14 protein-coding genes are annotated in these 16,309 nt (G+C 34.2%); 10 read left to right on the forward strand and 4 right to left on the reverse strand.

Annotation, left to right across the window (positions count from 1 at the left end; all coding sequences use genetic code 11):
• Together ACJJVP_RS12355 and ACJJVP_RS12360 are read right to left on the reverse strand one after the other, a co-directional pair.
• On the reverse strand, positions 1–336 hold the full coding sequence (locus ACJJVP_RS12355) for a PadR family transcriptional regulator (protein WP_036158368.1): 336 nt from the start codon (positions 334–336) through the stop codon (positions 1–3).
• A 182-nt stretch (positions 337–518) separates the two neighbouring features.
• Positions 519–1,001, reverse strand: coding sequence for a DUF4870 domain-containing protein (locus ACJJVP_RS12360; protein ID WP_405414062.1), 483 nt, complete (start codon positions 999–1,001; stop codon positions 519–521).
• Between the two features lie 194 nt (positions 1,002–1,195).
• On the opposite strand from ACJJVP_RS12360, the gene ACJJVP_RS12365 reads away from it, so the two are divergent.
• From ACJJVP_RS12365 to ACJJVP_RS12400, 8 genes are all read left to right on the forward strand, one after another.
• Positions 1,196–1,657 carry a DUF4442 domain-containing protein gene (locus ACJJVP_RS12365; RefSeq protein ID WP_405414063.1) on the forward strand — a complete coding sequence of 154 codons (462 nt, stop codon included), beginning with the start codon at positions 1,196–1,198 and terminating at the stop codon, positions 1,655–1,657.
• 764 nt (positions 1,658–2,421) lie between these two features.
• On the forward strand, positions 2,422–3,312 hold the full coding sequence (locus ACJJVP_RS12370; protein WP_405414065.1) for a DUF6268 family outer membrane beta-barrel protein: 891 nt from the start codon (positions 2,422–2,424) through the stop codon (positions 3,310–3,312).
• A gap of 149 nt (positions 3,313–3,461) precedes the next feature.
• The gene (locus ACJJVP_RS12375) at positions 3,462–4,259 is read left to right on the forward strand and encodes a TIGR00266 family protein (RefSeq protein ID WP_405414066.1); all 798 of its coding nucleotides are present in this window, start codon (positions 3,462–3,464) and stop codon (positions 4,257–4,259) included.
• 358 nt (positions 4,260–4,617) lie between these two features.
• Positions 4,618–6,579, forward strand: a complete 1,962-nt coding sequence (locus ACJJVP_RS12380) for a helix-turn-helix domain-containing protein (protein ID WP_405414067.1) — start codon at positions 4,618–4,620, stop codon at positions 6,577–6,579.
• 181 nt (positions 6,580–6,760) lie between these two features.
• On the forward strand, positions 6,761–7,249 hold the full coding sequence (locus tag ACJJVP_RS12385; RefSeq protein WP_405414069.1) for a nuclear transport factor 2 family protein: 489 nt from the start codon (positions 6,761–6,763) through the stop codon (positions 7,247–7,249).
• Between the two features lie 149 nt (positions 7,250–7,398).
• Positions 7,399–8,136: a methanethiol S-methyltransferase gene (mddA, locus tag ACJJVP_RS12390; protein WP_405414071.1), complete on the forward strand. Its 738-nt coding sequence runs from the start codon at positions 7,399–7,401 to the stop codon at positions 8,134–8,136.
• A 190-nt stretch (positions 8,137–8,326) separates the two neighbouring features.
• The gene (locus tag ACJJVP_RS12395; RefSeq protein ID WP_405414072.1) at positions 8,327–10,750 is read left to right on the forward strand and encodes an outer membrane beta-barrel protein; all 2,424 of its coding nucleotides are present in this window, start codon (positions 8,327–8,329) and stop codon (positions 10,748–10,750) included.
• A 679-nt stretch (positions 10,751–11,429) separates the two neighbouring features.
• The gene (locus ACJJVP_RS12400) at positions 11,430–12,083 is read left to right on the forward strand and encodes a DUF2461 domain-containing protein (RefSeq protein ID WP_405414074.1); all 654 of its coding nucleotides are present in this window, start codon (positions 11,430–11,432) and stop codon (positions 12,081–12,083) included.
• On the opposite strand, the gene ACJJVP_RS12405 is transcribed toward ACJJVP_RS12400, so the two are convergent.
• Positions 12,084–13,652: a M81 family metallopeptidase gene (locus ACJJVP_RS12405; RefSeq protein ID WP_405414075.1), complete on the reverse strand. Its 1,569-nt coding sequence runs from the start codon at positions 13,650–13,652 to the stop codon at positions 12,084–12,086.
• 182 nt (positions 13,653–13,834) lie between these two features.
• Here ACJJVP_RS12405 and nudK point away from each other — a divergent pair, with 182 nt between their 5' ends.
• Together nudK and ACJJVP_RS12415 are read left to right on the forward strand one after the other, a co-directional pair.
• Positions 13,835–14,416, forward strand: coding sequence for a GDP-mannose pyrophosphatase NudK (gene nudK, locus ACJJVP_RS12410; RefSeq protein ID WP_036155308.1), 582 nt, complete (start codon positions 13,835–13,837; stop codon positions 14,414–14,416).
• A gap of 24 nt (positions 14,417–14,440) precedes the next feature.
• Positions 14,441–14,941: a peptide-methionine (S)-S-oxide reductase gene (locus tag ACJJVP_RS12415; RefSeq protein WP_405414077.1), complete on the forward strand. Its 501-nt coding sequence runs from the start codon at positions 14,441–14,443 to the stop codon at positions 14,939–14,941.
• Here the strand turns inward: ACJJVP_RS12415 and ACJJVP_RS12420 are convergent, their stop codons facing one another.
• Complete coding sequence (locus tag ACJJVP_RS12420; RefSeq protein ID WP_405414078.1) at positions 14,942–16,210, reverse strand: D-alanyl-D-alanine carboxypeptidase/D-alanyl-D-alanine-endopeptidase; 1,269 nt, start codon at positions 16,208–16,210, stop codon at positions 14,942–14,944. It lies immediately after the preceding gene.
• Positions 16,211–16,309: the final 99 nt, after the last annotated feature.

Here is a 16,309-nt window from a genome sequence, read left to right on the forward strand (position 1 = left end):
TTAGCTGTTTTTTGAGTTGGTTACCAGGTTGGTGGCTTTTCTTAATTCGTCCCAAGTGGTATCTAATTCTTTAAGGAATATTTTACCAGTCTCGGTTAATGTATAGTATTTTCTAGGCGGTCCAGAAGTAGATTCTTCCCAACGGTAGTTCAGAAGTCCTGCATTCTTTAATCTGGTCAGTAGCGGATAAATAGTACCTTCCACTACAAGCATTTTAGCATCTTTTAGCGTAGCTAAGATTTCAGAAGCATATTTATCATGCCCATTTAAAATGGACAGGATGCAATACTCCAAAACCCCTTTACGCATTTGTGCTTTTGTATTTTCTACATTCATAATCTCTTTTTGCTTTTTATGCAGTCCCGCTTTCCCGGGGGATTGCTCCATTGTCTCTGTTGTCTGCATAGGTTAACTGTTCGTTTTTTGTTCGATGAATAAACATCCTGATTGATTTTTGATTGATTAATAAACTCTTATGGGTGTGATGAATACCCAATATATAATGTAAGCTGATGATGCTATTTAATAAATTTTATAGTGAAAGGATATTCAAAAACTTCCCCTTCATTTGTTTTTATGGTAGCCAGTATGGTATACACGATGTTGATAATGAATAATGCCGATTGTGCAAGACCTAGTAGTGCAACAGGAACCATCCACGGACCAAATAGATCATCGGTGTCAAAATTGAAGTTGATACTGTTGAAACTGTGAACATTTACTAAACCGAAATTATCAAAGTCGAAAATGTTAGGTAAAAATCCGCCTAAGAAAAATGGAATACTAACCATACCTACAAGAATAGAGTAGAGTAGTATACTTATTTGAAAGTTTAAAGCTTGTTTACCATTATAATCTACAAACTCATATTCTTTCTTGTTCGCTGTCCATAATACTAAGGGAATGATGAAGTTCCCAAACGGAATAAAGAATTTAGAAAACGTACTTGCATGTATTAATGCAGAGAGGTTTCTTTCGTGCTTTGTTAGTGATTCTGTCATGATTGATTCGTTACTGATGATGATTGATTTTAATACTATGCGAAAGCCAATTACTTTGATTACCTATTAACTTCCTATGCAAATATATGTCTAAAAAAAGGTACTATGTAACGCATAGTACTAATATTTAACAATATTTTAACATTTTAGAATGGTGTAAATAATGGCTATTTTTATCAAAATAAATATACAATATGGCGGTCACTGCTAGTAAATTCAACATATTTTCATTTTTAAAACTACCAGCTGCATGGTGGTGCGGGGTTCGTTTAAGAGAAATAGATAAAAAGAAGGCAATAGTCACCGTACGCCATAGATGGGTCAATCAAAACCCTTTTAATTCAATGTTTTGGGCGGTACAGGGTATGGCTGCAGAACTGTCTACTGGAGCTATGATGATCGATCAAATTGAAGCAACTGGAAAAAAAATATCTATGTTGGTGGCCAATAATAATGCTAATTTTTCGAAGAAAGCAACGGGTAAAATCACATTTAAATGTGAAGATGGACATTTAATAAAGGAAGCTTTAGAAAAAACGATTGCTACCGGAGAAGGACAAACTATTTGGATGAAATCTGTTGGTGTTAATGAAGATGGAGTAGTGGTTAGTACGTTTAATTTTGAATGGACGGTTCGATTGAAGGTGAAAAAATAGTTGAAATGAGAGAAGGCGTACGGTTTAAGGAAACTCAAAAATTTACATAATGGTGGTTGTGGCTCATTATACTTGCTCCTATTATCCTAACATTATTGAAATACGGACTTGATACTTATGCTCAATTGACATCAGATTCAGCATTTTATTGGTTTGCCATAAAAATGCGATTACATATTTTACTAGGTATTTTAGTATATATCTTGACTGTTATATTTATGCTACTTTCTAAACTTTCAGTTAAGGTTATAGATGAGGAAATAAAAATTCGTCATTTATTATTTTTAAAAAGGAGATTGGTTTAAATCATATAATAAATCATCAAATAACCAATTATGATTTTGTAGGTTATGGTATCAGAAAAACTAAGAAGTACGGTACTGTTTATAATGTAAAGGGTAAAGAAGTAGTCGCAATAACACTGACTAATGGTAAAAAATATCTTATTGGGTCGCAAAAGCCAGCGGAGCTTCTCACGGCAATCAGCAATTGATTAATTTTTATTTTACAATGTAATGATTTTCAATATTTTGATTGATTTTCTTTTTATAATTCCGAATTTAAAAAAGTCCAAAACTTCCAGTTTTCAGGTGTTTCTTAAGATTTACTAAAATATTTTGTTTGGTAGATTAAATTTACCCATTGCTCTATATACTATTTCTACATATATATTAAGATTGATAATATTTTAGATAATGTTCACTTTTATGCTTTTAAGAGTGGGGTAGTCCATTCTGATAATCATAATTTTTAGTGTTTAGAATATGAAGAAAGTATCGATTTTTTTAATGTTGGTAATGGTAAGTTGGTCTTACGCTCAAGAAACAGATGATTTATATATACAATCAGAGTTTTTGCCAAGTGATGAAGTTACTAACATTTATAGATTGCAAGCGGGCATAGCTTTACCTATTATTAATAATAATACAGAAAAATTTACCGTAGGAGGTAATTTGCAAAACACAACATTAAACTACATAGATGAAGATGTACCTTTTGAAACTGGAGAAATAGAAACCTTTAATTCGTTTGGTTTGCGTTTTACTTACGAAAGAAATTTAAGAAACGATTGGAGCATATTTGCAATGCAAGAATCTAAAATATCTTCTAATTTTCGAGATGATAACATAGCATCTGAAGATTTGTTTTTTAACGCTATGCTTACCCTAAGTAAATATAACGGTAGAAACAACAGTATGTTAACTTTTGGTGCGGCCTATGATATTAAATATGGTTTATACTATCCAATACCTGTAATAACATATGCTAGAAGACTGAATGACAATTGGGCTTATAAGGTTGGTGTGCCAGATAGTCGAGTTAAGTATACCTTGGCAAATAATCATGATTTTGAAGGTTTTGCTACCTTAAACGGTTTTACCGGTAATATTAATGATGAAGTTGAGGTCTATAAAGAAGACTATAGCGGTACACTTAGGCAAACAAGTGTAGTACTAGGTCTTGGTTATAATGTCCATTTTTGGGAAAAATTTAGTGCAACAGCACAAGGAGGATACACTGCATATAACCGTATGCAGATACAAGATTATAGTAATAATGAAATTTACGATTTTGATATGTCTAATAGCTTTTACTTCAATGTAGGGGTAAAATATACCTTCACGAATAAGACAAATGATAGGGAGGTTTATTAGAATATTCTCCATGTAAAATTTAAAAGGAAAGCAGAATAGTGCTTTTTCAATAGTATTTGAGTTAGCTAGGTTTAAAAAAGTAAAGTGGTAATTTGTAACAAAGTTGCCACTTTTGCTACTTATAAGCATCAATCAAATATAAAACACAAATGAACGCACACGAGATAGATTACGAGATTTTTGGGGAAGAAATGCAATACGTTGAAATAGAGCTTGACCCACAAGAGGCAGTTGTTGCCGAGGCTGGGAGCTTTATGATGATGGATACAGATATTAAAATGAGTACCATTTTTGGTGATGGTAGCAATCAAGACAATAGTGTTTTAGGAAAGATTTTTTCAGCAGGAAAAAGAATGTTGACAGGTGAGAGTCTGTTCATGACGGCATTTTTAAATATAGGTCAGGGTAAAAAGCAAGTAAGTTTTGCTTCTCCGTATCCTGGTAAAATTCTACCTATTGACTTATCTGAAATGGGTGGTCGTTTCATTTGCCAAAAAGATGCCTTTTTATGTGCAGCTCAGGGAGTATCTGTAGGCATTGAGTTTTCAAAGAAACTAGGTCGTGGTCTTTTTGGTGGAGAAGGATTCATTATGCAAAAATTAGAAGGTGACGGAATGTCTTTCATACATGCTGGTGGAACTTTAGCTAAAAAGACATTAGGTCCTGGTGAAGTATTAAAAGTAGATACCGGTTGTATCGTTGGTTTTACCAAAGAAGTAGATTACGATATTGAATTCGTTGGCGGAATACGGAATACCGTTTTCGGTGGTGAAGGTTTATTCTTCGCAACTCTTCGCGGACCAGGTACTGTCTACATTCAGTCTTTACCATTTAGTCGTTTGGCAGGTAGAGTTCTAGCATCTATACCAAGAGGAGGAAAAGATAAAGGAGAAGGTAGTATTCTAGGTACACTTGGTGATATTGTTGGTGGAGATAATCGATTTTAGTAATTCACCACTGTTTTTTAGGTAATTTATTTTAATAGTATCCATAACTCATTTAATAGTAAACTTGGTTTACGTTTCAATGCTGACATTAGAGATGGATATTATTTGTCGGTAAGTATAAAAGAACGTGTTGCTAAATAGACCTTAGTCTATATTTGACCTTAAGCTATAAATTTTTTTTTGTTTTTTTAGTTTATTAAAGTGGTTTACTTCTATTTAGTGGGACATACATTAATTAAGGTTTAAAAATCTAATTATTAAAAACCCAAAGAAATCTTATTATTCTGCTTCAATTTTGTTTAACTTGTAATTCCCTCTAGTATATTATATTTCAATTGATTAAAGCCGAAGTCTACCCATGGGGAAGCAAAGTAATTCAACTAAAGAAACACTTGTAGACAAATTATTGATTGAAATTGAATCTAATTTAAACAATGACCAATTTGGGGTCGATAGTCTTGCACAAGCTGTTGGGATGAGTCGATCGAGTTTACATCGAAAATTAAATAAGACCTTAGGTATTTCTACGAGTCAATTTATTAGAGAATATCGACTCAAAAGAAGTTTAGAAATTCTTACTAGCGAAGATATTACAGCTTCAGAAACTGCATATCGTGTTGGTTTTAGCAGTCCTACCTATTTTAGCACCTGTTTTCATAATTACTTTGGATATACACCTGGGGAGGCAAAATCTGGAATTATCGCAGATGTTGACAATCAATCGTTAGGAACATCGACAGAAATCCTGTCAGTTGATACTAAAAATTCCAATACCAAAACAATAATCTGGGCATCGATTATTGTTTTGGCATTATGCTCTACTTACTTTGTTTATAAACCCTTTGCTAAGAAAGACAAAGTAAACATTGGTGGCATACAGGTGCTCGATGACAAATCTATTGCTGTTTTGCCTTTAAAAAACCTTACAGGAAACCCAGATTTGGAATATATTTCAGATGGTATGACGGACGCAATCATATCTAGACTCACTAAAATAAAGACCATTAAAAAAGTAATTCCGTTTACTTCTGTCCAATCTTATAAAAAGTCTGATAAAAGTTTAAAGGAAATCACTCAAGAACTAGAAGTATCAAACATTTTACAGGGTAATCTTCAAATGTCAGGTAATCAAATTAAGATTAATCTTCAATTAATTCATGGTAGTTCTAATGTTCACCTTTGGTCTGAAGAATATACAAAGGAATGGAAAAGTGATGAAATTTTTCAATTACAAACTGAAGTAGTAGAAGGTATTGCCGCTAATATGAATGCGGTTATTGCACAAGATGAATTGGCTGAAATTAAAAAAAATCCAACTCAAAGTAAAGACGCCTATTCGTATTATCTTCAAGGAGAATTTCAAAGAAACAAAGGGAACGAACTATCATATTCTAATGCTATAAACCTTTACGGAAATGCTATTGCAGCAGATTCGAATTTTGTAGAAGCCTATGTAGATATGGCAAATGTTTGGCATATGGGCGGTTCTGTTTGGGGTTTTTACAATGAGCAAATAGCGTGGGGTAACGCTAAAGTATTATTAGAAAAAGCGCTGAAAATAGAACCGAACAATGAACGAACTAAGGAAGAACTAAATACAGGAAGATTTTTTTATGACTGGAATTTTGAAGTTGTAGAGAAGTTTTATCAAAAAAAAATCAGCAATTCCAAACAGAACAAACCATCTGTTATTTCGCTTGATTATCCCATTAAAACGGGAAGGCCTGAAGAAACCCTTAAGGCAATTGAATATTACACACTAAATGACCCGTCAAATGTGTTTTACCCATTTTTTAAAGCAGAGGCCATGTTCTATTTAGGGGCTACTGATAAAGCCAATGAAATACTAACTCAATCAGATCCTTTGTATAATGATAACTGGTTCTATTTGCGAGAATCAACCAAGCTATATTTCTATCTGGGAGAATACGAAAAATCAAAAATCCAACTGGAAAAGATAACAACCCAATTTCCAGATTATCCGCCAATTCTAATGTGGTTGAACGCTGTATATGCACAAATGGATGGTAATTCAAAAGTAACGTTTCAATATTTGGCGGAGCTACAAAACGAATATGACAAAGGTTCCTCAGGAAGCCCTGCTTGGTTTATAGCACTATATTATGGACATGTAAAAGACTACGAAAGAGCGTTTGAATGGCTTCAAAAGTCCTACGACAGGCATGAAGTAGAATTGTTGTGGTTACGCGCAGAACCTTTATTAGCACCAATACGCAATGATCTGAGATATAAAAATATATACGAAAAGGTAGGGTTTTCAAGTATTAACTTACCAATAAAAACTCCTTCTTCAAATTAACCTTATAAGTTTCAACTTCAACATTAGTTAAAGGTTCTGCAACATAATTTAAAGACCTGAATAAAAGCTTAACAAGACTGAAACATGCTTGTTACACACTGTATATGCTTTCTTTTCATCTTTGATATTCATAAGTTCTACATAAAAAAGAACAGTTTTTCAACCAGTTAAAATCATTATCATGAGAACAATTTTAAAACTTAAAGTAATCACTTTTTTACTGCTAACTATTACCTGTTGCAACGGTCAATCTTTAAAAGTAGACTTACTAGACGATGAATTTCCCGAGGCACAACAACAAATAATGGAAACCTTCGGTACTATTGCCCAAAGCCTTAAAGATGGTGATATGGACAAGCTGATTTCATTTCATGCCTATGGTCCAAAATTTACAGAATTTAAAAATGGGGAACGACGTAATGGCGATGTAACCAATGAAGAATATGAACGGACTGTTTTTGGAGGCGTTACCGAAGTAGTGAAATTTGATGCGAATGATTTAAAGGTTGCAGTTTATGGCGATGTAGCCAATGTGACTTTTCACTCAGATTTTGAACTCAAGTTTGGTGAAGATTTAGTGATGGTAAATGATCAAATAAGTTTGCTTTTTCTTAAAACTAATGAAGGATGGAAAATAGTTGCTGAGCATCATTCTCCACTGAAAAAATAATATCTGGTTTTGCCCCAGAGTTAATTGAAATAATAGGTTAAAGTTCTATCATTAATATCCTCCAAAATGATTGACTTGTAATTATTAGGTATAGTTAGCATTTCAATTATCACGTTTAACAACTTTTAAATAACCATAAAACAAAAATCATGAAAAAAGTACTCATTGTAATTTACGGAATCATTGCTTACCTTATTTTTTTAGTAGCCTTTCTTTACGCTATCGGCTTTGTCGGAAACCTTTTCGTACCCAAATCAATAGATACCGGAGAAGAAATTTCCCTGGTACCTGCAGTTCTCATCAACCTTGGTTTATTAAGTCTTTTCGCCCTTCAACATAGTATTATGGCACGCCCTGCTTTTAAAAAATGGTTTACTAAGATAATTGACCCTGCTATGGAACGCAGTACTTATATTTTATTATCGAGTTTGATTCTTCTTTTTATGTATTGGAAATGGCAGCCAATGACTACAATTGTTTGGGAGACCGAAAATATAGTTTCTCTTATTGTAATGGCAATATTCTTTTTGGGTTGGACAATTGTATTCCTCTCTACCTTTATGATAAGTCATTTTGAGCTTTTCGGTCTGACGCAGATATATCAAAACTTTAAGGACCAGTCCCTGACCTACCCAGAATTTCAAGTCAATTGGTTTTACAAATTGGTGAGACATCCATTAATGCTAGGTTTTATTATAGCGTTTTGGGCAGCACCTACCATGACCTATGGCCGACTGCTATTTGCCGTAGTAACGACAGCTTATATGCTAATTGCTGTGAAATACTTAGAAGAAAAGGATTTGAGAAACCTTCTAGGAAAAGATTATGAGAATTACCAAAAGAGAGTGCCGATGATCTTTCCGTTTACCAAATTTAAAAAAGGATAAAAGAAGATTTGAACAACTTCTACTATTCACTCGATATTCGAGATTAAATGCCTCGAGGCTTGCCTTGAAATCAAAGTGTATTCCTTTTAATGCCTCGGGGGCTTGCATTGGGGTAGTTTACTAAAAATAGTTTTGCAACTAGCATTATGTAGAAATACGGATGACTTCCTCATCATAAATTAAAACTACGATGAAATACGCATATTACAAGAGCCTTGTATTGACTTTATTGTTTTCTGGAATTGCACAAGTGTTATCTGCACAAAACTGTTCTATTAAAGGAACCGTTTTAGATGAGAATAAAGAAGCTTTGGCCTTTGCCCATGTCCTTTTATTAAGCACACTTGATTCTGCCTTGGTCAAAGGTGCTACTAGTAACGATAAAGGTGAATTTTTTCTGGAGGATATCGGCCTAGGAAACTATACACTAAATGTTTCTCTACTTGGGTTCGAACCCAATATTAGGGTTGTAGAAATCCAGACTATTAAAGAAATTGTAATAGGAACTATTCAATTAGCTGCCCAAAACCAAGAATTAGAGGGTGTAGCAGTGGTTGGTAAAAAACTACTCTATGAACAAAAAAGTGATCGATTGATTTTAAATGTAGGCTCCTTACCAACATTTAGTGGGAACAACGTACTACAAGTACTTCAAAAAGCACCAGGAGTAATTGTGCAGGAAAACTCCAACAGCATAAGTTTGAATAATAAAGGTGCAGTTCTAATCATGATAAATGATAGAATTTCTCGCGTTCCTATTGGAGTCTTAATTCAACAACTAAAAGCCATGCAGGCCGAAAACATAGATCGAATTGAACTTATTCATCAGCCTTCTGCAAAATACGACGCTAACAACGCTGCCGGTATTATTCATATTGTAATGAAAGAGAACAATTTATTTGGTTTAAATGGTAATGCAAGTCTAACACTTGGAATAGGGAAAAGGAAAAAAGGAAATGGTAGTATTGACTTAAACTATAGAAATAAAAAATTTAATTTATATGGCACACTTACTGGTTCTCAGAGTAAATCGCCATTGTCACAAGTAAATCATTATCGAGAATATGAATATTTAGGTGATCAATATTATTACGAAAACAAATTAAGATTTACTAATCCTAATAACAATTCAGTTGGTTTTACTATAGGTGCGGATTTTGAAATAGATAAAAACAAAATCGTTGGTGCTATTTTTGGGTACACAAAAAGCAATACTTCCGGTCGTGATTATACCAGTAACTCAATAGGTACAATTAACAATATTATAAATACTGATTTAAATTACCTGCTCAATAGCAATAATCCGAATACAAATACCTTTGTCAATCTCAACTATTTTTGGCAGTTGACTCCTGCAAGTTCTTTAAATCTGGATCTGGATAGAGTTTCGCTAGATGTCGTAAATTCTTCACAACTTTCATATTTAGAGGTTCAAGATAATATTGATGCTACAAATTCTAATCGTGATACTTCATTCGAAATATATACAGTAAAGGGAGATTTTGAATGGAAAAACGAAAAAGGAACTACAATACAAACCGGTCTTAAAGGCACCATCAATAATTCGAATACCATCTCTAGTATTAAGAATAGAGACTCTGGTGTTTGGAGTGAAGATGATTCCTTTGGAATGAATGATGACATTAGCGAGATTATTTTAGCGGCACATGGTTCGGTTCAAAAAAAATGGAATGAAAAATGGGAAAGTAACTTAGGAGTTCGTTTAGAGCAGTATAACTACGAACTGGATGATACCTCTGGAGAAAATGACTTTAGTATCTCATACACCAATTTATTCCCCGTTGTTAGAACAAGTTACACCATAGATTCTACTAAGACCTTAACGCTTTCTCTTAATAGACGTATAGAACGCCCTGCTTTTTGGAATTTAGCTGGTTTCTATTTATTAATTGACCCGAGTTTATTTGTGACATCGAATACACGAATTAGGCCTTCGTTTACGAACGCTGCAAGATTGGCATTCAACCAAGGTTCTTTTCTCGTTGCATTTGAAGTTAACAGAACAAAAGGTGCAATATCTTTTTACAACACCGTAAACAAGGAACAGAATTTACAAACTAGTATTCCTATTAATTTCGATAGTATGGATGGACTTTTACTAAGTATGAGTTTCCCAATCAAAATAAATAAACTATGGAAAATGAACTGGAATCTTGATGGTGCCTACAAGAATGTAAAAGATGTTTCTAATCGTCCGCTTCCTTTTGAGAAAGACCTTTTTACGATTACTGCTCAACTTACTAATGTTTTTGAATTAGGAAAATCATGGACGGCTAATATTGATGGTCGATATATGAGTCCGTTCATATCGGGAGACCAAGTTCAAGTCATGCGACACTTCATAAACTTTGGAATAAGCAAAAAATTCAGAAACGAGAGTTCATTCACATTTAGCATACAAGATATTACAGCTACAAGCGGTATTATAGATTGGGAATACCATCAACCAGAACTTGGTATAAAAACCTACGGCGATAATAACTTTTCAGAAAGAGTTTTTCAAGCAACATATTCTTTTCCTTTTGGAAATCGAAAACTAAAAGAAAAGAGAAACCGTAAAATCGGTTCTCAAGAAGAACGAAATCGTATGTAATAAATCTAATTTAAATTGATATAGATGTTTATGGTGACATTTCAATTTTCATGGGTTATTCTCTTTTTGCAAGCCAAATTCCTTATTTAGACTTCATTTTTAACGATACCTATACCGATATCCACCTTTCATTAGTGGTGGTATTAGTTGCTACAAGCTAAATAGAGTTAATCAGATTTCACTGAAGATAACTCTAGTAGAAATTTTCATTTGAACTATAATATGAGATAAATTCTAAATCTGAATAAGAGTGAAATGCTAAGTTACAGAAGGGGTATAGGATAGTTTTTTTTGGAGCTTCTATTGGATGCATCTTTGGTGGAAGAAAAAAAATCGAAGAAAGAGATAAGGAGTTTAAAATTTTGCTTTTTTGTATTAGAATGAAAGCTTAGATAAAAGGTACATGGTGAAAAGCACAAAGTACAGATTATTAAAAAGTATGTTTATATTTTGAGAAGAGTAGAAAGAATATAGAGCAAAGAGAATAGACTTTTTAATAGTATTTTGCGAAGCTAAATTTAAGTAAAACCCAAAAGCCAAAATCCAGTAGCAGAAGGTACTAAGTACAAAGTTTAAAAACATTTGAATTTATTTTTTGAGTTTGAGTTTGAGTTTGATTTTGAGTTTGATTTTTGAACTTGAACTTGAGTTTGAATTTTAATTTTCCAACAACCAACGAATGAGTTTCAAAAATCAAATAGAATTCCTCAAAGAATTACAGAAAAATAATTCTAAAGAATGGATGGATGCCAACCGTAAATGGTACCACCAAGTTCGTGATGAATATATCGATTGGTTAAATAGTATGAATACAAGACTATCTGATATTGATGACGAATACTATGATACACCCGGTAAAAAGGGCATTAATCGTATTAATAATAATCTGATGTTTCATCCAAACAAACCGGTGTACAAAGACCATTTTGGAGCCGGATTTGACAAAAAACCTAAGACGGCAGATTTCTATTTTGAACTAGGTATTGAACGTTGCATTTTCGCAGGCGGATTATGGCGACCTGAGTCTAAAGTATTGCGCAGTGTTCGTGATGCTATTGATTATGATGGAGAGGACTTTGTCAAAATATTGAATAAAAAATCTTTCAAAACTCGCTTTGGCGGACTTTTCGAAGATGCCAAATTAACCAACGCACCTAAAGGTTTTGATAAAGATCATAAACATATAGAATTACTCAAAAATAAGACTTTTGCCGTATTCCAAGAGTTTTCCACAAAGGAAACCAACAAGGCTTCTTTTGATGATGAATTAATAAACGCCTATAAAGAAATGCTTCCGTTTAGGCGTTATTTAAATAAAGCGATTACGGTTTAGTTATTTAGCATCAGCTGCAGGAATCCATCTTACTTTTAAATCTGGCTGTGTCATTAAACTATCTAAAGGAAACATCGGTCTTTTAATTCTTTTATACCCTAAACGGTTAAGATCTTGGTCCACTCCTCCGGGAGTAAGCGCCATGGTCCAATCGCCACGCATATCGTACAACTCAGGAACTAGATAGCCAATTTTTACGACAACAAGATCAGTATTTTTAGGGTCTAATTCTAAATTTGTAAAATCGCTCATGTGGTGGTATGGCTTTCTCTTTTTAGTTACGATAACATCAATATTTCCAACCTTAACGACCACTTCAACTTCCGCATTTACATCACCTTCTTCAATGGCCGTAATCGTTCCGTCTAACAATAAAGGTCCGGCAAATCTATGATCTACGGCGGCACCAGCTTCCGCTTTAATTTTCCCGCCAACACCAATTTCTAGTGCTTTTTCTACGAATTCTGGTCCGGGTATAGAAGCATAGATTAAAGACTTTCCGTTTTTGGATGCAAACTCAGGTCTTGCCAAAAGCTGTTTTAAAGTCCATGTAACATCACCGGCACCACCAGCGGTAGGGTTATCGCCCATATCGCTTATCATATAGGGTTTTTTATCACTTGCCAAAGCAAGTTTTAAGCTTTCATCCAGGGTTGTGGTTGGCGCTACAAATTCAAATTCATTACGTACATTCCAAAAACTTTGAGCTAATTTCTCGGCACCTTTTTCAACCTTTTCCTTATCATCGCCAGTAACCATTACCACGGCATGGTTACGTGGCTCATCTGCCCAAGCATAACCAATCCAAATAGCGGCATCTATAACTCCGTCTTGGTCGGCAACCGTAGGTACTTTGGCATAAAGACTTTTACCAGGTTCAATACGCGTACTTGTTTTTTCTCCTGGTAAAAGTATAGGTACAGGAACCCATGCTTTATAAATAGGTTTTCCTTTGCCGCTTTCTAATCTATCTATTAAATTGGTAACCGCTCTCTTTTTAGATTCAATAGCATCTTCATGCGGAGCCATACGATAGCAAGTAATTAAATCGGTATGTTGAGCTAGTCGTTCAGATACATTACCGTGTAAATCCATTGATGTAGATATCAATACATCGTTACCGAGAACTTCGCGAATACGAGCTATAAAATCACCTTCAGGGTCATCTAGACCAACAACGCTCATTGCACCGTGGATGTCAAAAAAGAGTCCGTCATAGGGTTTGTTTTCCTCCAATAGCTTCAAACTTTTCGTAACTAGAGATTCGTAAGCTTCGCGGGTTACTGTTCCGCCAGGTAAAGACTTACCCACAAGTGTAGGCACCCATTCCGCTCTTTTTCTATTTATGGAGTCTGGTTGTAAAAATGGGTATCTAGAGAAAACAGAATCGCCCACTTTTGCATGAAAAGCCTCTTCAGTGGAAAGAGCAGGAGAGAAGGTACTGCTTTCAATGCCTAAACCAGCAATAGCAATTTTTGGTAGTTCTTTGATTTCTTCAGATGACTTATCGTCTTTACAAGAGGTGGTACATACTAAAAGTAAAATGGCGTAGATGTAGAATTGTTTCAAGGTAGTGGAAGTTTATGTTAGCATTGAAAAGATAAAGAAAAAGAGATTTAAATAGCAAGAGTTTTTGCTGGATAACAATTTTCAGGCTATTACGGTTCTATGCTAGAAGACAATACCCTTTTTATTTATGAATTGGAACGTACTAGTTATATCTTTATAATCGAATTATAAATTCAATTGAGTTGAAAAACGGAAGCATAAAAGAAGTAGAAAAAAAACTACTTTCTGATAATTGGTATACGCTACATAAATATACATTCAAATATCAACGACCAGATGGTACTTGGGAGACACAAGAACGTGAAGCCTACGATAGAGGTAATGGTGCAGCTATTTTATTGTATAACTCTAAAAAGAAGACTGTTGTGCTTACCAGACAATTTAGAATGCCTACATATGTGAATGGTAATGAAGACGGAATGATGATAGAGGTATGTGCGGGACTTTTAGATGGCGATAACCCAGCAGATTGTGTTCGTAAAGAAACCGAAGAAGAAACGGGTTATAAAATTAGTAATGTACAGAAGGTATTTCAAACCTATATGTCCCCTGGTTCGGTGACCGAGATAGTGTATCTTTTTGTAGGGGAGTATGATGAAAGTATGAAAGTCAGTGATGGTGGTGGTGCTGATGATGAAACTGAAAATATTGAGGTTTTGGAATTAGATTTTAATGATGCTATGAAGATGGTGGCTAGTGGAGAGATTAAAGATGCCAAAACCATTATGCTGTTACAACATGCAAAGTTGACTTCGTTAGTTTAAAGTTTTATATGCGACTCTTCTAATATGCATAAAGTCTTTAAAGTCGGTTTTGGTGGTGGTTGTCATTGGTGTACCGAAGCTGTGTTTATGGCACTCAACGGTGTTGAAAAAGTGGAACAAGGCTTCATTGCTCCGAAGGAGAACCCAACAGATTTTTCCGAGGCTGTAATCATTCATTATAATGCTGCGGTTATAGAATTGAAAGATTTGGTAGCTATTCATTTAGACACCCATAAAAGCACCGAAAATCATTCTATGCGAAAAAAGTACCGTTCAGGTATTTATTATTTTAATAAGTATGATGAAAAGACTTTAGTGGGTATTATGGAAGAGTTACAACAAGATTTTGAAACTCCGTTGATTACCGCAGTTATTCCATTTGGGGCATTTAAATCCTCTGAAGAACGTTTCCATAATTACTATTTTAACGATACCGAGAAGCCTTTTTGTAGAACACATATTTCTCCTAAAATTAAGTTGTTGAAAGAGAAATATGCCAAACATATTTCAGCAAAAGTTCAATAGTTAGTAGGTATCTCTAAGTGTTTGAAGCATTTGTTCAAGCCTATTTCGTTCTTCCGATGTAGATGCTCTAAAGTGATTGTTCATAAAACTGAAAATCAATACTTTTCCTGAGTTTGCAACCAAGTATCCGCTAAGACAGTAGTTATTACTGAGACTTCCAGATTTTGCATAGATATAAGGTTGCTCATCTCCTGCGAATCTATTTTTTAAAGTACCTGATAATCCCCCAGCTGGGAAGATAGAAAATAAACGCTCTTGAGGAACCATATTATATAATTGGTCTAGAACCGAGACCATGTTTTGCGGAGTAAACAGATTGTATCGCGAGAGTCCCGATCCATCTACCCACCTAGGTTCTTGTTTTAAATTTTTTAGTTCATTTTCTAAAATATAACTTCTAGTTAGTTTTCCATTTAAGGTGTCTGTGAGAACACCTGCAGATACAAGTAAAAGCTGTTCTGCAATAAAATTATCGCTTTCGTGCATCATACGCGCGTAAAGCGAATCGGTATTACTACCGTACAGTGTTTGTTTTTCGCCTACAGGCATTGTTGTAGCAATACCAACTTTTTTGGAAAGCAAATTCTCTAAAATTGATTTTGTAGTCTGATCACTTGTGATAAAGGGAGTTTCTAAGGTATCCTTTTTTGTCGGTGGATAATAAAATAAATTTGAAGTTTCGTTTCTATTATTCTTATGTGTCAATTCTAAAACACTGTCCTTAAAATAAGCAGGAGAAACCATAACCTCCGGATTCCTATACGTCATCACTACATTACCATTAATAGGTAACGCACTTTTCTCTGTAGAATAATACCACTGGTAATCGTCCCATGCCCAACCTGGTCCGTATTTCTCATCTTGAAAGTTGTTAGCAACAAATACGAGGTTAGTATGTATCTGAAGAAATTTTAAAGTTGTGGAATCTTTTATAAAAGGATGCAAAAACGAAGGGTCTCCAGTACCTTCAAAATATAAAGTGTCATTTGCTTCAATATATTTTAAAGTCGGTATCTGAACAGGCAAGGTTTTAAGCGCTGCGAAAAGTGTAAAAATCTTGGTGTTACTGGCAGGAATAAAATACTTATGACTGTTATTGGTATATATAGTGTCTTTCGTTTCTGCATCTATTACCAAAACACCGGTAAACTGATTTTGATAAAATGAAGATGACAACTGTTGGTTAAAATCTTTTCGTATAATAGATTTTGTAGAAGTACAAGCGGAAACAAGTATTAAAATAACTATAATAAAAAGTAAATTCTTCATGAATTCGAAATTACAAAATTGACTACTTATGAATGCGATAAAAAATTAACATGTAGGTAATTACTTTAACTTTTTGTATGCAATATTGCACCTGCATTT

This window comes from Maribacter sp. Asnod1-A12 (assembly GCF_045063735.1).
GTDB lineage: Bacteria > Bacteroidota > Bacteroidia > Flavobacteriales > Flavobacteriaceae > Maribacter.